The sequence below is a fragment of the Clostridium thermopalmarium DSM 5974 genome (assembly GCF_002995795.1).
Lineage (GTDB): Bacteria > Bacillota > Clostridia > Clostridiales > Clostridiaceae > Clostridium_H > Clostridium_H thermopalmarium.
Window position 1 is genome coordinate 148,641 of sequence record NZ_PVXN01000012.1, and the last position, 19,399, is coordinate 168,039.

The window sequence follows — 19,399 nt, forward strand, 5'->3', positions numbered from 1 at the left end:
TTTATTTTATATGGAGCTTATCTTATATCGATTAAAATTTATAACTTCTGTTAGTTCTCTTCTAAAATTTCACTTTTTAGCTTATCATAAATATCTTCGTTTATCTTTACGCCAAGATTTCGCTCTAATCTCTTCGTTTTAAAAGCTTGTTCTAAACAATTAAGATCTCTACATATATAAGCTCCTCTTCCAGGTTTTTTACCTGTTAAATCCACAAATATTTCTTCATCTTTATTCTTTACGATTCGTATAAGTTCTTTTTTAGGCTTCATAGATGAACAACCAGTACACATTCTCTGAGGTACCTTTTTTGTCTTCATAAATAAGCTCTACCGCCTTTCTCAAGAAAATTACTTTGAAACTTGAGATTTACTTTTAATATCTATCTTCCAACCAGTTAGTTTTGCAGCTAATCTAACATTCTGTCCCTCTTTACCAATAGCTAAAGAAAGTTGATCATCTTCAACTACTATTTTTGCTGATTTACTACCTTCATCAATTTCAACATCCAATACTTTAGCAGGACTAAGTGCATTGGCAATATATTTTTCAGGAAGTTTATCCCATTTAATTATATCTATCTTCTCATTTTTTAGCTCATTAACTATGTTTTGAACTCTCATACCCTTTGGACCAACACATGCACCAGTAGCATCAATACTCTCGTCATTAGAATAAACTGCAATTTTAGTTCTTGAACCAGCTTCCCTTGAAATACTTTTAATTTCAACAACTCCTGTATAAATTTCTGGAACCTCTAACTCAAATAGCCTTTTTACTAAACCTGGATGAGTTCTTGAAACTATAACTTGAGGTCCTTTAGTAGTATTTTTTACTTCAACTATATACAACTTTAGCCTATCATTAAAATTATATTCTTCACCTGGCATCTGTTCATTAGGACCTAAAACTGCTTCTATTTTTTCCAAGTCTACAAATACATTACCCTTATCTTTTCTTATAACAGTACCTGTAATTATATCATATTCTTTAGCAATAAATTCATTGTAGATAACTTTTCTTTCTGCTTCTTTTATTCTTTGAATTACAACTTGTTTAGCTGTTTGAGCTGCTATTCTTCCAAAACTTTTAGGAGTAACTTCAATGTCTATAATATCTCCTAATTCATATCTTGGGTCTATTTTTCTTGCTTCTTCTAGTGAAATTTCATTCACAGTTAAAACTTCTTCACTAACTTGTTTAGGAGTATACACATGTATCTCGCCATTATCTCTATCTATGGTTACTTTTACATTTTGCGCATTACCTCCTACCTTAGCATAGTTTTTTTTATATGCAGATACTAAAGCATCCTCAACAGTTTCAAACAGCAAATCTTCACTAATTCCTTTCTCTTTCACAATCTCTCTTAAGGCTTCAATAAACTCGCCATTCATCTTTCACTCCTCCTAAAACTCCCCTTTTAAAGTAACCTTTTTAATCTTTTCTCTTGGAATATTAACTTTAAAATTTTCAGCTTCAATTGTAATTGTATCTTTACTAAAATCTATTAATTTTCCTTCAAAGAGTTTTTGGCCTTTATGTGGTTTTGATAGCTTTATTAATACATCATAATTAACATACTTATGTAGATGTTCATCATTATATAGTATTCTTTCAATCCCAGGAGAAGAGACTTCTAGATAATAACTCTCTTCAATAGGATCCTCATTATCTAACATATCACTGATTTCCCTACTAACAATTTCACAATCTTCTAATGATATTCCTTTTTCATTATCTATATATACTCTAAGGTAATTTTCGTTATTTTCTTTTATATATTCTATATAATATAACTCATAATTTAATTTTAATACAATTGGTTTAATTAGATCATTTAGTTTATTTATCAATGTATCATTTTTCATCTTCACCCCTCCTTAATCTTAGTTTTCCTCATTTACTAAATAAATAAACAAATATTAATGAAAAACGCAACAAGATTGTTGCGTTTTTACAAATATAAAGAGTGGGTTTTTGCCCCACTCATATGCTAAAGTTTATCTGCTAACCAATTCTATTTTATTTTAGCATACTAAAAATTCTATTTCAAGGGATAAAGCTAAATCATTTTATAATGTTACCAAATAATAAAATTTTATACTTAAATAATGCTATATTTTACAGTTTACATATTTTTTATTTCATTCATTAATTCTTCTATCAATTTTTCTTCTTTAACCTTTTTTAAAACCTTTCCCTTTTTAAAAATTAATCCTTCTCCATTGCCGCCAGCTATGCCTATATCAGCTTCTCTTGCTTCACCTGGTCCGTTAACTACACAACCCATTATAGCAATTTTTAAATTTTTATTGCAAGAAGATAACTTTTTTTCTACCTCGCCTGCTAACTTTATTAAATCAATATTTGTTCTTCCACATGTAGGACAAGAAATAAATTCTATTCCGTCATTTTTATATCCTAAAGCCTTTAGTATTTCTTTACCAACTTTTACTTCTTCAACAGGATCTCCTGTAAGTGATACTCTTATGGTATCACCTATACCTTCTGATAAAAGAGTCCCTATTCCGATACTAGACTTAATTGTTCCTCTCCATATCGTTCCTGATTCTGTAACTCCAATATGTAATGGATAGTCTACTTTTGAAGAAATCATTCTATAACTTTCTATCATTTGCATTACATTAGATGATTTTATTGATATAACTATATCATTAAAATTAATACTCTCTAAAATATTAACGTGTTTTAACGCACTTTCCACTAATGCTTCTGGACATACTTTTCCATACTTATTTAATAACTCTTTTTCTAGGGAACCAGAGTTTACACCTATTCTAATTGGGATTCCTTTACTTCTTGCAGCTTCAGCTACTAATTTAGTTTTATCAATATTTCCTATGTTACCTGGATTTATCCTCAAAGCAGATACTCCATTATCTATTGATTTAAGCGCTAATCTATAATCAAAATGTATATCAGCTACAATAGGAATATTTACATTTTTGACTATTTTTTTTAAAGCTTCTGCAGCTTCCATATCTGGAACTGCACATCTTGTTATATCGCATCCAGCACTTTCTAATTCCTTTATTTGTTTTATAGTTGAAGTAATATCACGAGTATCTGTATTACACATACTTTGAATAGTTATAGGAGAATCTCCGCCAATATATATGTTTCCAACTTTTATTTTTCTAGTCTTTTTTCTATTCATAAAATTATCACCTATATTTTATAATTTGATTGGATACAGTACATCTTTTATTGTTACTAAAATCATAAGTAGAAGTAATAACGCAAATCCAATGGTATTTATTAAACCTATTTTATCTTTATCTATTTCTCTTCTAGTTATAAGTTGATATATAGACACAAATATCCAGAATCCATCTAACGCAGGAAATGGTAAGAGGTTAAAAATACCTAGTTGAATACTGATAAATGCAGAAAATACAATTAAGTTTATCAATCCTGCTTTTGATACAGCCCATGTAACCCGTATTATCGTTACAGGTCCGCCAACATCATTTTTTGATGCTCTACCTGTAAAAATCATTCCTATGGATTGAAATGTTTGTTTTACAGTAGAAATTGTTTCTTTGAATCCATAACTTATAGATTGATATATAGATGGCTTTTCTATTACAGTAGAATAAATTCCTATCATATAGCTGTTATCTTTATCATTTTTTATAGGTTTTATTTTAAATGACTTTTCTTCAGAGTTTCTTATTAGTGTTATATTTATAGTATTTCCTTTTGCAATGTTAATCTGTGCCACAAAATCTTCCCAGGTAGAGATATTGTGATTATTAACCTTAGTTATCCTGTCTCCGCTCTTTATTCCAGCTTTCATAGCTGGACTTTGAGGGATTACATCGCTCACTATTGGAACTAAAAAACCTTTTAAATAACTCACAAATGAAAATAAGACTATAGCTAAAAATAAATTCATCATAGGCCCAGCAGCTACTATGCTTAATCTTCTAAGAGGTGATTTATTAGTAAAAGCTCTTTCATCTAAACTCTCTTCTTCTTCACCAAGCATTTTTACATACCCACCTATAGGAATTGCTCTTATAGAATATAATGTTTCCTTTCCATGAATTCCAAATATCTTAGGTCCCATACCTATAGCAAACTCTTCTACCTTTACTCCATTAAACTTTGCTAAAGCAAAATGACCTAGTTCATGAATTATTATCAAAATGCTAAAGGCCAAAATAACTATTAAAATATTTAATATAATTTGCAAAAAAACATTCCCCTCCTCTTAAATTTTATATTTATTCTTTATAAAATTTCTTACTTTATTTTCTGCATCCAAAATATCTTGTAAATCTAAAATCTTTTTATTCTCAAATTTATTCATACATTCTTCAATCAAATCTATTATCTGCAAATATCTTATCTTTTTATTCAAAAATAAATCTACAGCTGCTTCATTAGCAGAATTTAAAATTGTTGGCATTATACCTCCAGCTTTTCCAGCTTCATAACATATCTTTAGTCCCTTAAAGTTTTTTAAATCCGGTTCATCAAACGTTAAATTTTTAATTTTATAAAAGTCTAATCTATCTACAATTCTCTCTTCTCTATTAGGATAATTAAGAGCATATTGGATAGGAAGTCTCATATCTGTACTAGCCAACTGAGCCATAACACTCCCATCTTTATATTCTACCATAGAGTGAATTATACTTTCTGGATGTATTACAACTTGTATGCAATTATAATCTATACCAAATAGCCAATGGGCTTCTATAACCTCTAATCCTTTATTAATTAGTGTTGAGGAATCTATAGAAATTTTTTTACCCATATTCCATTTTGGATGTTTTATTGCTTGTTCTGGTGTTATATCAACTAAATCTTCTTTAGTTTTTCCTCTAAATGGACCTCCAGAAGCTGTGAGTAAAATTCTATCTATAGAACTTAACCTATTTCCTTGAAGACATTGAAAAATGGCAGAATGTTCGGAATCTACTGGAAGTATATTAACTCTAGAGGCTTGTGCCGCTTTCATAACTAATTCTCCGCCTGTAACCAAGGTTTCTTTATTCGCCAATGCTATATCTTTACCTGCCTTTATAGCCTCTAATGTTGGTATAAGACCTATCATACCAACTATGGATGTAACCACTATATCAACTTCATCTAATGTGCATATTTCTATTAGTCCTTTCATTCCATATAATACATTAATTTTAATATTGTTTACATTACAATATTCTTTAGTTTTTTCAAATGTGTTTTTATCATTAATTGCAACATATTTAGGATTAAAATTTTTTATTATTTCAATAGTTTTTTCATAATTTTTATTTGAAGAAAAGGATATTAGTTTAAACTTATGACTTTGTTCTTTAATTACATTCAAAGTTTGAGTACCTACTGAACCAGTAGCCCCTAAAATACTTACATTTTTCATATATAAACTCCTATTCTAAATCAAAATATTATTACTTTATTTATTAATATGTAAGATAAACACTTTTAGATTATTATAGTTATAAATATAAAACAATATCATATTTGGTTGATATTATATAATTAGATTCCTATTATAACTGATATATAATAATATACTATAACTGATGAAAAAAGTATGCTATCAAATCTATCTAATATGCCACCATGGCCTGGAATTAAATTACTATAATCTTTAACATTTACATATCTTTTTATAGATGAAGCTGCTAAATCTCCAAATTGACAAAATAATCCGGCAAATAATCCTATTAGAAAAAAATTTAAAATAGGTATATTAACTCCAATTTTATTCAAAATAACTCCATAGATACCACATGAAAAAATGCTTCCAACCAATCCTCCTATAGAACCTTCAATAGTTTTTTTAGGACTAACTTTAGGACATAGTTTATTTTTCCCAAAATATTTACCAACATAATACGCCATTGTATCGCACATCCAAGAAGATATAAAAACAAGCCAAACTAAATATTCTCCATAGTCTTTTCCATTTATAAGTACTATGAAGCTAAAAAAAATCGATATATATATATATCCAAAAATTGTGATAGAAATGTCTATAAAATTATATTTTTCGTTAATAACAGGTATGCAAAGCATTATGAATATAGATATAATTACAGTAGAAAATATCATACTATAATTTATATTATTATCTATAAAAAAAACGTAATAAATTATGCATAAGATGTATGCAATAATAGTTAATGGCCTTATATTACCTTTTTTAACAATACTAAAAAATTCATACATTCCAAATAAAGACAGGATCATTACAAGAAATTTAAGATATATGCCACCTAAAAATAATACTACAATCAATGGTGATAAAATTAATGCACCTAGATATCGTTTATCCATATTTGTTCACTCCTGTTTTAATCCGCCAAAGCGTCTATCTCTATTTTGATAATCATATATAGCTTCTCTTAGATGTGTTTTTCTAAAATCAGGCCACTTTATATTAGTATACCAAAATTCTGAATATGCACACTGCCATAATAAAAAATTACTTAATCGTTGCTCTCCGGCCGTTCTTATTATTATATCTGGATCAGGAAGTTCTTTAGTATATAAATAGTTGGATACTAGTTCTTCATTTATTGATTCTATTTTTAAATCACCATTTTTTATATCTTGCGCTATCCCTTTTATTGCATATACTAATTCATTTCTTCCACCATAATTAAGAGCAAGATTCAAAACTAGCCCACTATTATGTTTAGTTCTATGATATGCTTTATTTAATTCATCTTGGCAAATTAAAGGAAGTTTAGATATATCTCCTATATGCATTACAACAACATTTTGTTTGTTTAATTCTGCAATCTCGCTCTTTAAATATTCAATTAAAAGTTTCATAAGTGCATTAACTTCATCCTTAGGTCGTTTCCAATTTTCTGTGGAAAATGCATATAAAGTGAGATATTTTACCCCAAGATTATTACATTCTTTAACTATATCTCTTATAGCTTCAACCCCAGCCTTATGTCCTAGAGTTCGAGGCATTTTTCTTTCTTTTGCCCATCTACCATTTCCATCCATTATTATAGCAATATGCTTTGGAATACGATTCAAATCAATGTCTATATTAGAAAAGTCCTTTTTCTTATTATTAAAATTTAAAAATTTTATCATTCTAACTACTCCATTCAAATTATTTATAAAAGTTTTAAAATACCTGCGTTTTCGCAGGTATTTTAAAACTTCTATATTTTTATGTAATGCTTTTTATATAGCCTAAATTGCCATTACTTCTTTTTCTTTTAGATTAACAATATCATCAATTTTTTTTACATATTTATCAGTTGTTTTTTGAATAGAATCTTCAGCATCTATAGCCTCATCTTCTGTAATCTGATTTTCTTTTTTTAAATTTTTAATTTTATCATTAGCTTCTCTTCTTATAGAACGTATAGCAATTTTAGCATCTTCTCCTGCTTTTTTTACTTTTTTAACAATTTGCTTTCTTGTTTCCTCAGTAAGTTCTGGAATAATAAGTCTAATAACTGAGCCATCATTTGAAGGATTTAAGCCTAAGTCTGATTGAAGTATAGCTTTTTCAATACTTTTAATAGAGTTTTTATCCCAAGGTTGGATCATTAATACTCTAGGCTCCGGAGAAGATATATTAGCTAATTGATTAATAGGAGTTTGAGAGCCATAATATTCTACAGTAATTCTATCAAGCATAGATGGGTTAGCTTTTCCAGCCTTCATAGACGCAAGTTCCTTTTTTAAAACCGCAAGAGTCTTTTCCATCTTTTCTTGGGATTTATTTATGATATCTTTTATCATTATATTACCTCCCTTATTATTTAGATACTATAGTACCAATTTTTTCACCTAAAGCTACTTTTTTAATATTATTTGGTTTATCAAGTCCAAAAACTATGATAGGGATATCATTATCCATACATAAAGAAGTAGCTGTAGAATCCATTACCTGTAATCCTTTTTCTAAAACTTCTATATATGTAAGTTTATCAAATTTTTTAGCATCATCAAATTTATTAGGATCTTTATCATAAACCCCATCTACCTTTTTAGCAAGCAAAATAGCATCTGCTTCAATTTCAGCTGCTCGTAATGCAGCCGTTGTATCCGTAGAAAAATATGGGTTTCCTGTTCCTGCTGCAAATATAACTACCCTCTTTTTTTCTAAATGTCTCATAGCTCTTCTTCTTATAAAAGGTTCAGCAACCTCACGCATCTCAATAGCAGTTTGAACTCTTGTATTAACTCCTACATTTTCCAAAGAATCTTGTAGCGCAAGAGCATTTATGCATGTAGCTAGCATTCCCATATAATCAGCAGTAGTTCTATCCATTTCTTCACCATTTCTACCACGCCAAATATTGCCACCGCCTACTACAGCACCAACCTCTATTCCCATGCTTACAAGCTCTTTTATTTCCTCAGCGATTCTTTTTGTTACATTAAAATCAATTCCAAATCCTTTTTCTCCACTTAAAGCTTCTCCTGAAAGTTTAAGCATTATCCTTTTATATTTAGATGGACTCATAATAATATTATACCTCCAACATTCCAAAAATTACAGTTTTTTATATTAGAATATTTATTATAATTTTAAAAAAAGAGAACACTACGTGTTCTCTCTTTATTAACTTTTATTTATTATTTACCGATCTGTTTTTGTACTTCTTCTGCAAAGTTTTCTTCTTTCTTTTCTATACCTTCTCCTCTTTCATATCTAACGAATGAGTCAATTGATATAGTAGCACCTATTTCTTTAGACTTTTCTTCAAGTAATTTCTTTATTGTATAGTCTGGATTCTTTACCCACACTTGGTTTACTAAACACACTTCCTTAAGGTACTTTTGTATTCTACCTTCAACCATTTTCTCAACTATTTTTTCTGGTTTTCCTTCGTTTAATGCTTGAACTCTGTAAATTTCTCTTTCCTTATTAAGTACTTCTTGATCAACACTATTTTCATCTAAAAATAATGGATTAGCTGCTGCAACTTGCATTGCTAAATCTTTTCCAAGTTCAAGTAAAGAAGGATCCTCTTTTTCACAGTTAAGTTTAACTAACACACCTATTCTTCCATCTCCATGGATATAGCTACTAATAACTCCATTTTGTACTGTTAACTTTTCAAATCTTCTTATGTTCATATTTTCGCCTATTTTTGCTATTAAAGCAGTTAAAGCTTCTTTAACTGTTACATTAGAATCGTTTATAAACTTTTCTTCAAGTAATTGTTCCACAGTTGTTACATTTGAAGAAACTATTTGTTTTGCAATTGAGTTTGTAAAATTAATGAATTGATCATTAACAGCAACAAAATCTGTTTCACAATTAATTTCTAAAACAACAGCTGTTTTATTATCATCTGTTACATAAGTTACAACTAATCCTTCTGCAGCTACTCTTCCTGCTTTTTTAGCTGCTGCGGCTAAACCTTTTTCTCTTAAGAATTCTATAGCTTTTTCCATATCACCATTAGCTTCTGTTAAAGCTTTTTTACAGTCCATCATTCCTGCGCCAGTTCTTTCTCTTAATTCCTTAACCATTCCTGCAGTAATCATGTATATCACTCCTAACAAGTTTAATTTAAATTATTCAGCTAATTGTTCACCTTGTTTTCCTTCAATTATAGCATCTGCTAACTTAGCAGTTATTAGTCTTACAGCTCTTATAGCGTCATCATTTCCAGGTATTACATAATCAACCTCATCTGGATCACAGTTTGTATCAACTATTGCTACAACTGGAATTCCTAGAATTTTAGCCTCTGCTACAGCATTCTTTTCTTTTCTTGGATCAACTACAAACATAGCACCTATATTATTTGCATCCATATTCTTGATTCCACCAAGATTTCTTTCTAATTTTTCTTTTTCATTTCTTAATTTTATAACTTCTTTTTTAGGAAGAACCTCAAATGTCCCATCTTCCTCCATTCTTTCTAATTCTTCTAATTTTTTTATTCTTGTTTTTATAGTGTTGAAATTTGTAAGCATTCCACCTAACCATCTGTTATTAACAAAATGCATTCCAGCTCTTATACTTTCCTCTTGTATAGCCTCTTGAGCTTGCTTTTTAGTTCCTACAAATAGAACTTCCTTTCCGTCTGCAACAACATTTTTAATAAAATCATAAGCTTCTTCAACTTTTTTCACAGTTTTTTGCAAATCAATTATATATATACCATTTCTTTCTGTGAATATGTATGGAGCCATTTTAGGATTCCATCTTCTTGTTTGATGTCCAAAGTGAACACCTGCTTCTAATAGTTGTTTCATTGAAATTACTGACATTAATATTACCTCCTGTTTGGTTTTTACCTCCATTGCTCTATTATGGAAAACCTCATATAATAGGCACCATTCCATAAAATAAGCAATGTGTGTTTTTCATCCTTATGTAGTATATCACATGAAATAATAGGGTTCAACAAAAAAATATAAAAAAGTTTTATTTTATTAATAAGCATAATATAAAACAAAGAATAGAGTCTTCTCTATTCTTTGTTTTATATATATTTTCCTACTTTATCTTTTTTAATTCATCTAACAGCTTGTCATTTAATATTTTAATATGAGTTCCTTTCATTCCTAAAGATCTAGATTCGATTACACCTGCACTTTCAAATTTTCTTAATGCATTTACTATTACAGATCTAGTAATTCCAACTTTATCAGCTATTTTAGAAGCAACTAATAATCCCTCATTGCCATCTAATTCATTAAATACATGTTCTACAGCTTCTAACTCTGAATAGGACAATGTTCCTATAGCAAGTTGAACTACTGCTTTCTTTCTTGCCTCTTCTTCAAGTTCATCACTTTTAGATCTTAATATTTCCAATCCCACTATAGTTGAACTATATTCCGCTAAAACTAAATCCTCATCAGTAAATCTTTTTTCAAATCTTGTAAGGAATAAAGTTCCTAATCGTTCTCTATTGCCAACAATAGGAACAATAGTAGAAAGTTTTCCTTCCATTTCTGCTGGCTTAGTTTCATCAAATGAGGACTTCCCATCATTTTCTATATTAGCTATAGTTTCATGAATACTTAATAATTTAGAATTAAAACTCTCAGGAAACTTTTTTTCATTTAATACTTTTTCTTTAACACTCTGACATTCAGCATCTTTAAAGAATTTATATCCTAATATTTTACCCTTTCTACTTATTATATAGACATTGCATTCTAAGACTTCGCTAAGCGAAGCACAAATATCATCGAATACAACTGGTTCAGCTCCTGTTTTTTGCAGTATTTTATTAAGTCTTCGTATTTTATTTAATAATTCTGAAGCCATTTGTACCTCTCCTTTTTTGATACATTTTTAACATTACTAGTAATAAAACGAATTTTTATTATTTTTTAAATATTTAGAATTATTTCAACTACTTAAAATATAATAGCATAGTATAAAGTAGATTTCAACATTATCTTTATTAAATTCGACATGAATTTTATTTTTCATTTTATACTAAAGTCATTACTTTTTATTAAATTTAGTGTGCTCAAATAATACAATTTTACTCTTTTATCTTGAATTTACACTCTTTGTTCGAGCATTCGATATACTCACCTTGAGACTTATTTTGTCTTTTAACCATAAAGCTTCCACATAATGGACATTTTTTATCAACTGGTTCAAACCAACTTACAAATTCACATTCTGGATAATTACTACATCCATAAAATTTTTTACCTTTTCTACTTTTTCTTAATACAATTTTAGAATTACACATAGGACAAGGTATATCTAATTCTTCTATTATTGGTTTAGTATTTTTACATTCTGGGTAACCAGGACAAGCAAGAAAATCACCAAATCTTCCTTGTTTTATTACCATGTTTCTTCCGCACTTATCGCATTTTATGTCAGTAACCTTGTCTTCTATTGTAATTTTAGCAATCTCCTTTTCTGCTATTTCTATACATTTTTTTAATGGCATATAAAATTCATCTACTACCTGTTTCCAGTTCTTTTGTCCTTCTTCTATGCTATCTAATTTGTTTTCCATTTCTGCTGTAAATTCAACATCTACTATTTGTTTAAAATATTCAGTCATGATATTATTTACAATAAATCCAAGTTCCGTAGGCACCAAGGTCTTCTTTTCTCTTTGAACATACTTTCTATCTATTAAAGTAGAAACAATAGGAGCATAGGTACTAGGTCTACCTATTCCATTTTCCTCTAGAGTTTTTACCAAAGTTGCCTCAGAAAATCTCGATGGTGGTTGAGTAAAATGTTGTTTGCCCTCTATATTATTCTTTATAAGTATTTCTCCTTCTTTTAGTTCTGGAAATTTTATATTTTCATCTTCTTCATCCACTTCATATTTATAAACTTTCATAAATCCATCAAATTTAATATTAGAGCCAGTGGCTTTTAGCATATATGGTCCATTTTCAACATTTATAGATATAGTATTCATTATGCAATCCGCCATTTGACTAGCAATAAATCTTTTCCATATAAGGCTATATATTTTATATTGCTCTGGTTTTAAACTATTTTTAATTTTTTCAGGATCTAATTCTATATAAGTTGGTCTGATAGCTTCATGAGCATCTTGTATATTTTTCTTGCCTTTATAACTTCTAGTTGTTTTTGGAACATACTTTTCACCAAAATTATTTAAAATAAATTCTTTTGCACTTTTTTGCGCTTCTTCAGATATACGAACAGAGTCTGTTCTCATATAAGTTATCAATCCTACTGTTCCAAGTCCTTTTACATCTATACCTTCATACAGTTGTTGTGCTATAGACATAGATCTTTTAGTGGAAAAATTTAACTTTTTGTAAGAATCCTGTTGAAAAGTACTTGTTGTAAAAGGTGGTAAAGGCTTCTTGTTTTTTAATGACTTCTTTATACTTTTTACTACATATTGATCTTTATCAAGCTCTTCTATGATTTTTATACTTTCTTCTTTATTAGCTATTTCTAATTTTTTACCCTCTTTAGAGTATAACTTAACAACACACGTTTTTTTAGATTCTTGACTTTTTAATTCACATTCAATAGTCCAGTATTCCTTAGGTTTAAATCTTTTAATTTCTTCTTCTCTATCACATATCATCTTTAGAGCTACAGACTGCACTCTTCCGGCACTTAACCCCCACTTAACTTTTCTCCATAATATTGGACTAATTTGATATCCTACCAATCTATCTAAAACTCTTCTAGCTTGCTGTGCATCTACTAAATTTAAATTAATTGGTCTTGGATTTTTTATAGCAGCTTTTATAGCATTTTTAGTTATTTCGTTAAATTCGATTCTGCATTTATCATTTTCGCTTATTTTTAAAGCCGTGGCAAGATGCCATGATATAGCTTCTCCTTCTCTATCAGGGTCTGTCGCAAGAAACACTTTTTCGCTTTTTTTAGCTTCTTTTTTTAATGTATTTAACAGCTCCCCTTTGCCTCTTATTGTTATGTATTTAGGATTATAATTATTATCTATATCTACACCTAATTGACTTTTAGGTAAATCTCTAATATGTCCCATAGAAGCTTTTACAGTATAATTCTTTCCTAAATATTTTCCTATAGTTTTAGCCTTTGCTGGAGACTCTACTATAACTAATTTCTGACCCATGCTATCCCCTCCGTTAATTCAGGTTCTTTATAACAAACTATTTTAAAGACTTTACACTATTATATTAACTTTAAATTTTTTTATTATTCCTTACGTAAAAGTTTCCACTCAAACACATTATTTCATCTTTTAGCTGCAATTCAAATAATACCTCATATAATTGTTTTATGTCAATCTTAGTTATTCTTAAAAGCTCATCAAAATGTATTGGAGAACTTTTAATACTATCATATACTATTTTTTCACTTGGACTAATTTTTTTATTATTATTTGCAATAAAATTTACTTTATCTATTTTTAAAATATCATAAATATCTTCTATACATGTCAAAACATATGCACCATCTTTTATTAATTTATTTGTTCCCTTACTTTGATCTGAAAAAATGTCTCCTGGAACTGCCATAACATCTTTACCTTGATCTAATGCCGATCCAGCAGTAATTAGAGATCCACTCTTTTCTCCAGCTTCTACTACAATAACAACATCACTTACCCCACTTATAATTTTATTTCTTATAGGAAAATTATAAGGATAAGGTCTAGTTCCTGGAATAAATTGAGATATAATGCATCCATTATTAACTATATCTTTAGCTAAATTAAAATTTTCTCTAGGATAAATAATATCGATTCCACTCCCCAAAACAGCACAAGTATATGAATTGTTTTCTACACATTTTTTATGTGCTGCAGTGTCTATTCCTTTAGCCATTCCACTAATTATATTTATACCATTTTGGCACATATGATGTGTTATTATATTAGTAACATTTATACCATAACTAGTGCATTTTCTGGAACCTACTATGGCCACATTATGTTTTTTATTTAAATCTTTTATATTCCCTTTAAAAAACAGCATATATGGCGAATCATCATACTTCTTTAATCTCTCAGGATACAAATCGTCTGTTATTGTAACTGTTCCTATTCTCATACTTATTATGATACTTTTTATATATTTAATTTTTTCTATATTCCAAGCTTTTCTTAATATAATTTTAGTTTCATTATTCATACAGTCATTTTTCTCATCACTCATACTGTGGTACCATATATTTTCAACAGTTTTAAAATTATTTAATAGCTTATTTTTAGCCGTGTAAGATAATTTTGATAAAGCATACCAGATCTCATAATCGTTCATGTTCTCTCTCCTTGTATTCTATACAATATTTCTATCTATAAATTTTCTGTATTGTAAAGCCTCTATTACGTCTTCTTTAGAAATGTTATTTCTATTTTTTAAATCTGCTATAGTCCTAGATACTTTTAATATCCTGCTATAGCCTCTAGCACTTATCTTAAACTTTTCATAAATCTTTTCAATTATTGATTCTGCTTGTATATCAAGTTTGCAGTATTTTTTCAATAAATTATCGTTCATTTGAGCATTACAATATATCGCTTCATTCTTAAATCTATCTTTTTGGATTTTTCTTGCCACCTCAATTCTTTGTCTAATACATTTGGATGTCTCGCTAACCCTTTTAGAATTTAAATCTTTATAAGAAATGGGATTAACTCCAATAAACATATCTATCCTATCCAATAATGGTTTTGAAAGTTTATTTATATATGTTTTTATATCGTTATCGCTACATATACAGCTCTTTACCCTACTACCATAGAATCCGCACGGACATGGGTTCATAGCTCCAACAAGCATAAAATTAGCAGGATACTTTACACTTCCATTCACTCTTGATATGTTTACAACCTTATCTTCAAGCGGCTGCCTTAAAGCCTCTAAAGTTCTTTTATTAAATTCTAATATTTCATCTAAAAACAAAACACCATGATGGGCCAAGGAAATTTCTCCTGGAATAAGCTTACTTCCTCCTCCTACTAACGAAATTTGAGATGAAGTATGATGGGGACTTCTAAAAGGTCTTTCTTTTATGAGCCCATCCAACTTATCTATTTTATTGGATATACTATATATTTTTGTTACCTCTAAAGCCTCTTCATAACTTAGCTTAGGAAGTATTGAAGGTATTCTTTTTGCTATCATAGTCTTACCACATCCTGGTGGACCATACATTATAATATTGTGTCCACCAGCAGCAGCTACTTCTATAGCTCTTTTACAACTTTCTTGCCCTAGTACATCTCTAAAATCATAATTATAGCTAGTAGATGCAAGTATATTTTGACATTTATAAGGCATTAAATCACCATATGTTAAAAATTCCGTTACTTGCTTTAAGTTTTGAAATGGATATATTTGCGCATCTTTAACAACTCCGCATTCCTCTGCATTCTCTAACGGAATTACAAACTTTAAAATATGTTCATTTACAGCATCAATTACAATTGGTAAAGCGCCTTTAATTCTTTTTAGCTCTCCTAACAGTGATAATTCTCCCATAAACAGAAACTTTTGTATATTCTTATCAGACACTTGATTCGTAGCTATTAATATAGCCAAAGCTATAGGTAAATCTAATAATGATCCTTCTTTTTTTAAATCTGCAGGTGCTAAATTCACAGTTATTCTTTTTAATGGAAAATCAAATCCAGAATTTATTATAGCTGCTCTTACTCTTTCTTTAGATTCTTTCACAGAAGTATCTGCTAATCCTACTATATTAAATGAAGGAAATCCATTTGTAATATCAATTTCTACATCGATCACTTTACCATTAACACCCATAAAAGTAGCTGAATTAATTTTTATTGCCATATAATCACCTCATGATGAAATTATTGCCATATTTATAGTATTTATATAATTGTTGAGGGTAAAATTTTGAGGTTTACAATTTTAGTTCAATTTACATAATAATTATTATGTAAATTAATTATTTTGGAATAAATGAATTATAAACATAATTAATGGATAAAATCTAAGAATAACCTATTTAGGAGTGTGATTTTATGAAATTCTATAATAAGAATATAGGTAATTACGGTGAAGATTTATCCGTAAAATATTTATCAAACTTAGGATATAAAATTCTTAATAGAAATTTTAGATGTAAACTTGGTGAAATTGATATAATAAGTATGCTTGAAAGTGATAATCGTATATGTTTTACAGAAGTTAAAAGTAGATATAATTCCTTATATGGCTTTCCTTTTGAAGCCATAACATATAGAAAAATAAAGAGAATAAAGGCTGCAGCTAAATTCTACATAATGGTAAATAATTTAAAAAATCTAGATTTTAGATTTGATGTAATAGAGGTGGTTTTTAATAACTCGAATGATTCTTATTGTTTAAACTTAATAGAAAATGCCTTTTGAGTTTAATAAAATCACTATGATAAGATAAACCAAGTATCATAGTGATTTTGTTTTTAAACTATATTAAGTATATTTTTTAGAAAACTCTTTCTATGTATAGGTGTATATCCAAATTTTCTTATAGCTTCTATATGAGTTTTTGTACCATATCCCGCATTCTTATCAAACCCATACTCTGGATACATAGTTGCATATTCTTTCATTAAATCATCTCTATAAACTTTTGCTATTATAGACGCACAAGCTATAGAAGCACTTTTAGCATCGCCTTTTATTATAAACTCATTTTTTATATTACAATTTTTTATTCTATATCCGTCTGATAAAACTAAAATCGGTTGCACCTTTAAACCCATTATTGCTTTTTTTAAAACTTCATTGTTACACCATGTAATTCCTTTATTATCTATCTCTAAATTATCCAATTCTGAAATACTGTAACTAACAGCCTTTTCTTTAATTATGTAAGAAAGTTCTTTTCTATTATCAGGTGACAATTTCTTTGAATCATTAATTTTCAGTATTAAATCATTATTATTTTCATAATCTAAATCTAGTATAACTGAAGCAGCAACTATAGGTCCTGCTAAAGGTCCTCTACCAACCTCATCAACTCCAGCAATATATCCTTCTACTCTAAAACTTTTATCAAAATCATACATATTTTTTACTCGCTGAACTTCTTTTTTTCTATTTTCAAAATTTTTATAAATAATATCTCCTAGTTTCTGAATAGTTTTTCTGCTGTCATTTTTTAAATTGTTTACTAGTTCTATATAATTCAAATCTCCATTCTCTTCTTTTAAAATATAAGAAACATATTTTTTTACTTCTTCAGATTTCATTTTATCTATTTGTAACTTATCAATATTAATCACTCACATCACGGCCTTTCTAAAGAAATAGGTCCTAATTTGCCTCCTCTAAATTCATCTAAAATCATAACTGATACCCTATTATAATCTATATTACCACCTGATATAACCGCTCCTCTTTTTCTTCCTATGTTATTCATATTCTCAAGAGTATCCTCACTTAAAAATTCTAACTTATATCTTTGTTTTAATCTATCAGGATAATCTTTCTGAAGTTTTTCTATAAGCTTAAAGGCTAGTGTCTCAATATCCATTATTTCATCTTTTATAGCTCCTGTAAAAGCCAAATTTAGACCAACTTCTTCATCTTCGAATTTTGGCCATAAAACTCCTGGAGTATCTAAAAGTTCTATTCCTATATTGGTTTTAATCCACTGCTTACTTCGTGTTACTCCCGGCTTATCTCCTACTTTGGCTCTATTATTATTTGCCATTCGGTTTATAAATGAAGATTTCCCTACATTAGGTATCCCAACTACCATAGCACGTGTAATTATATTGGTTAGTCCCTTTTCCTTTAATTTATCATGCTTTTCTTTTAATAAACTATTTATAATAGGTTTTATATTGCTTAATCCCTTACCATTGATACTATTAACGCTTGTAACTTTTACTAGATCTGTAGACAACTTATTTATCCATTGCCTAGTTATACTATCTTCTGCAAGATCGCTTTTGTTTAATAAAATGATTCTAGGTTTATTTTTGCATATATCATCAATATCAGGATTAGAACTAGATCTTACAATTCTAGCATCCCTAATTTCTATAATAACATCTACAAATTTTAAATTTTCTTTTATTTCTTTCCTTGTTTTAGCCATATGCCCAGGAAACCAATTTATTGACAAAACTCTCATTCCTCCTCTTATTAAAATCATTTTATGTATGTATTGTATTTAGAATATAAAAAAAGGGACTGTTTAGTCCCATTCTTTATCTAATTATTTCTTTAACTTTTGCAGCTTTACCTACTCTATCTCTTAAATAGTAAAGTTTAGCTCTTCTAGCCTTACCTCTTCTTACCACTTTTATTCCCTCAACTAATGGAGAATTAACTGGGAATGTTCTTTCAACGCCAGTACCATAAGCAACTCTTCTTACGGTAAATGTTTCTCTTATTCCTCCATTTTGTTTCTTAATTACTGTTCCTTCAAATGCTTGAATTCTTTCTTTATTACCTTCCTTAATTCTTACATCAACTCTTACAGTATCTCCTACATTAAATTGTGGTAAATCTTTTTTCATTTGTTCTGCTTCAATTGACTTTATAATATCTAACATGTGCATTCCCTCCTTCAATATTTTTTGACGTTCATATCTTATATAAATATTAGATAGAGGACCGCCCGTACTAGCACAAAAGGTATTTTACCATAAATAAATACATATATCAACATTTTATTTAATAAATCAGAGATTTCGCATCTAATTTCCAGTAAAGCTTTTTTCTTTATAGGAAATTAGATTTTTTCTATTTTATTGAAATTTTGGAAGGGAAAAAGGCCGTAGGCCATGTATATAGATACACCTTCCCCCTCCCCATCATAATGAAAAGCTGTATTTCCAATTTTATTATCGACTATGCAGTGTTAAAAATTGGATTAATCCAATTCATAATTATCAACATTTCATCTTTCAAATCTTCTATTATATTTATCTGCAAAAGCCTTTTTTCTCTGAATCCTCGAATGTTTCTAAAAAAGTATAATTGGG

General features: G+C 28.7%; 20 protein-coding genes. 1 reads left to right on the forward strand and 19 read right to left on the reverse strand.

Features of this window, described 5'->3' with window-relative positions; genetic code table 11:
• Positions 1-50: 50 nt before the first annotated feature.
• The 16 genes from rnpM to CPAL_RS04135 all read right to left on the reverse strand — a co-directional run bounded on the left by rnpM (position 51) and on the right by CPAL_RS04135 (position 16,245).
• The gene (rnpM, locus tag CPAL_RS04060) at positions 51-320 is read right to left on the reverse strand and encodes an RNase P modulator RnpM (RefSeq protein ID WP_061857451.1); all 270 of its coding nucleotides are present in this window, start codon (positions 318-320) and stop codon (positions 51-53) included.
• Between the two features lie 30 nt (positions 321-350).
• Positions 351-1,397: a transcription termination factor NusA gene (gene nusA, locus CPAL_RS04065; RefSeq protein WP_061857452.1), complete on the reverse strand. Its 1,047-nt coding sequence runs from the start codon at positions 1,395-1,397 to the stop codon at positions 351-353.
• A gap of 12 nt (positions 1,398-1,409) precedes the next feature.
• A complete protein-coding gene (rimP, locus tag CPAL_RS04070) occupies positions 1,410-1,871 on the reverse strand; it encodes a ribosome maturation factor RimP (protein WP_061857453.1) in 462 nt (153 codons plus the stop codon).
• Positions 1,872-2,131: 260 nt separating this feature from the next.
• Positions 2,132-3,181 (reverse strand): flavodoxin-dependent (E)-4-hydroxy-3-methylbut-2-enyl-diphosphate synthase, encoded by a 1,050-nt coding sequence (gene ispG / locus CPAL_RS04075; protein WP_061857454.1) that lies wholly within the window; start codon positions 3,179-3,181, stop codon positions 2,132-2,134.
• 18 nt (positions 3,182-3,199) lie between these two features.
• Entirely contained in the window at positions 3,200-4,222 is a 1,023-nt protein-coding gene (gene rseP / locus CPAL_RS04080; protein WP_061857455.1) for an RIP metalloprotease RseP, read from the reverse strand.
• Positions 4,223-4,240: 18 nt separating this feature from the next.
• Entirely contained in the window at positions 4,241-5,398 is a 1,158-nt protein-coding gene (gene dxr / locus CPAL_RS04085; RefSeq protein ID WP_061857456.1) for a 1-deoxy-D-xylulose-5-phosphate reductoisomerase, read from the reverse strand.
• 122 nt (positions 5,399-5,520) lie between these two features.
• The gene (locus tag CPAL_RS04090; protein ID WP_061857457.1) at positions 5,521-6,321 is read right to left on the reverse strand and encodes a phosphatidate cytidylyltransferase; all 801 of its coding nucleotides are present in this window, start codon (positions 6,319-6,321) and stop codon (positions 5,521-5,523) included.
• Between the two features lie 6 nt (positions 6,322-6,327).
• The gene (locus CPAL_RS04095) at positions 6,328-7,098 is read right to left on the reverse strand and encodes an isoprenyl transferase (protein ID WP_061857458.1); all 771 of its coding nucleotides are present in this window, start codon (positions 7,096-7,098) and stop codon (positions 6,328-6,330) included.
• A 102-nt stretch (positions 7,099-7,200) separates the two neighbouring features.
• Complete coding sequence (frr, locus tag CPAL_RS04100) at positions 7,201-7,758, reverse strand: ribosome recycling factor (protein ID WP_061857459.1); 558 nt, start codon at positions 7,756-7,758, stop codon at positions 7,201-7,203.
• A 16-nt stretch (positions 7,759-7,774) separates the two neighbouring features.
• Positions 7,775-8,485, reverse strand: a complete 711-nt coding sequence (pyrH, locus tag CPAL_RS04105; RefSeq protein ID WP_061857460.1) for a UMP kinase — start codon at positions 8,483-8,485, stop codon at positions 7,775-7,777.
• Positions 8,486-8,598: 113 nt separating this feature from the next.
• Positions 8,599-9,516: a translation elongation factor Ts gene (tsf, locus tag CPAL_RS04110; RefSeq protein ID WP_106024134.1), complete on the reverse strand. Its 918-nt coding sequence runs from the start codon at positions 9,514-9,516 to the stop codon at positions 8,599-8,601.
• 30 nt (positions 9,517-9,546) lie between these two features.
• A complete protein-coding gene (gene rpsB, locus CPAL_RS04115; RefSeq protein WP_061857462.1) occupies positions 9,547-10,248 on the reverse strand; it encodes a 30S ribosomal protein S2 in 702 nt (233 codons plus the stop codon).
• A 229-nt stretch (positions 10,249-10,477) separates the two neighbouring features.
• Positions 10,478-11,257 carry a GTP-sensing pleiotropic transcriptional regulator CodY gene (gene codY, locus CPAL_RS04120; RefSeq protein ID WP_061857463.1) on the reverse strand — a complete coding sequence of 260 codons (780 nt, stop codon included), beginning with the start codon at positions 11,255-11,257 and terminating at the stop codon, positions 10,478-10,480.
• 223 nt (positions 11,258-11,480) lie between these two features.
• On the reverse strand, positions 11,481-13,556 hold the full coding sequence (gene topA / locus CPAL_RS04125) for a type I DNA topoisomerase (protein ID WP_106024135.1): 2,076 nt from the start codon (positions 13,554-13,556) through the stop codon (positions 11,481-11,483).
• Between the two features lie 70 nt (positions 13,557-13,626).
• Positions 13,627-14,706, reverse strand: coding sequence for a DNA-processing protein DprA (gene dprA / locus CPAL_RS04130; protein ID WP_061857465.1), 1,080 nt, complete (start codon positions 14,704-14,706; stop codon positions 13,627-13,629).
• Positions 14,707-14,724: 18 nt separating this feature from the next.
• On the reverse strand, positions 14,725-16,245 hold the full coding sequence (locus CPAL_RS04135) for a YifB family Mg chelatase-like AAA ATPase (RefSeq protein WP_061857466.1): 1,521 nt from the start codon (positions 16,243-16,245) through the stop codon (positions 14,725-14,727).
• Positions 16,246-16,439: 194 nt separating this feature from the next.
• On the opposite strand from CPAL_RS04135, the gene CPAL_RS04140 reads away from it, so the two are divergent.
• On the forward strand, positions 16,440-16,808 hold the full coding sequence (locus CPAL_RS04140; RefSeq protein ID WP_061857467.1) for a YraN family protein: 369 nt from the start codon (positions 16,440-16,442) through the stop codon (positions 16,806-16,808).
• A gap of 53 nt (positions 16,809-16,861) precedes the next feature.
• Here the strand turns inward: CPAL_RS04140 and CPAL_RS04145 are convergent, their stop codons facing one another.
• From CPAL_RS04145 to rplS, 3 genes are all read right to left on the reverse strand, one after another.
• On the reverse strand, positions 16,862-17,653 hold the full coding sequence (locus CPAL_RS04145) for a ribonuclease HII (RefSeq protein ID WP_061857602.1): 792 nt from the start codon (positions 17,651-17,653) through the stop codon (positions 16,862-16,864).
• Between the two features lie 38 nt (positions 17,654-17,691).
• Positions 17,692-18,534 carry a ribosome biogenesis GTPase YlqF gene (gene ylqF / locus CPAL_RS04150; protein ID WP_061857468.1) on the reverse strand — a complete coding sequence of 281 codons (843 nt, stop codon included), beginning with the start codon at positions 18,532-18,534 and terminating at the stop codon, positions 17,692-17,694.
• A gap of 85 nt (positions 18,535-18,619) precedes the next feature.
• Complete coding sequence (rplS, locus tag CPAL_RS04155; RefSeq protein WP_061857469.1) at positions 18,620-18,967, reverse strand: 50S ribosomal protein L19; 348 nt, start codon at positions 18,965-18,967, stop codon at positions 18,620-18,622.
• Positions 18,968-19,399: the final 432 nt, after the last annotated feature.

Bases quoted from the DNA above. Each gene is read 5' to 3' on its own strand.
- CPAL_RS04140 (WP_061857467.1), top strand. From the start codon at position 16,440: ATGAAATTCTATAATAAGAATATAGGTAATTACGGTGAAGATTTATCC.
- CPAL_RS04090 (WP_061857457.1), bottom strand. From the start codon at position 6,321: ATGGATAAACGATATCTAGGTGCATTAATTTTATCACCATTGATTGTA.
- CPAL_RS04095 (WP_061857458.1), bottom strand. From the start codon at position 7,098: ATGATAAAATTTTTAAATTTTAATAATAAGAAAAAGGACTTTTCTAAT.
- topA (WP_106024135.1), bottom strand. From the start codon at position 13,556: ATGGGTCAGAAATTAGTTATAGTAGAGTCTCCAGCAAAGGCTAAAACT.
- dxr (WP_061857456.1), bottom strand. From the start codon at position 5,398: ATGAAAAATGTAAGTATTTTAGGGGCTACTGGTTCAGTAGGTACTCAA.
- CPAL_RS04145 (WP_061857602.1), bottom strand. From the start codon at position 17,653: ATGAAATCTGAAGAAGTAAAAAAATATGTTTCTTATATTTTAAAAGAA.
- pyrH (WP_061857460.1), bottom strand. From the start codon at position 8,485: ATGAGTCCATCTAAATATAAAAGGATAATGCTTAAACTTTCAGGAGAA.
- rplS (WP_061857469.1), bottom strand. From the start codon at position 18,967: ATGTTAGATATTATAAAGTCAATTGAAGCAGAACAAATGAAAAAAGAT.
- frr (WP_061857459.1), bottom strand. From the start codon at position 7,758: ATGATAAAAGATATCATAAATAAATCCCAAGAAAAGATGGAAAAGACT.
- rpsB (WP_061857462.1), bottom strand. From the start codon at position 10,248: ATGTCAGTAATTTCAATGAAACAACTATTAGAAGCAGGTGTTCACTTT.
- ispG (WP_061857454.1), bottom strand. From the start codon at position 3,181: ATGAATAGAAAAAAGACTAGAAAAATAAAAGTTGGAAACATATATATT.
- codY (WP_061857463.1), bottom strand. From the start codon at position 11,257: ATGGCTTCAGAATTATTAAATAAAATACGAAGACTTAATAAAATACTG.
- CPAL_RS04135 (WP_061857466.1), bottom strand. From the start codon at position 16,245: ATGGCAATAAAAATTAATTCAGCTACTTTTATGGGTGTTAATGGTAAA.
- rnpM (WP_061857451.1), bottom strand. From the start codon at position 320: ATGAAGACAAAAAAGGTACCTCAGAGAATGTGTACTGGTTGTTCATCT.
- nusA (WP_061857452.1), bottom strand. From the start codon at position 1,397: ATGAATGGCGAGTTTATTGAAGCCTTAAGAGAGATTGTGAAAGAGAAA.
- dprA (WP_061857465.1), bottom strand. From the start codon at position 14,706: ATGAACGATTATGAGATCTGGTATGCTTTATCAAAATTATCTTACACG.
- rimP (WP_061857453.1), bottom strand. From the start codon at position 1,871: ATGAAAAATGATACATTGATAAATAAACTAAATGATCTAATTAAACCA.
- tsf (WP_106024134.1), bottom strand. From the start codon at position 9,516: ATGATTACTGCAGGAATGGTTAAGGAATTAAGAGAAAGAACTGGCGCA.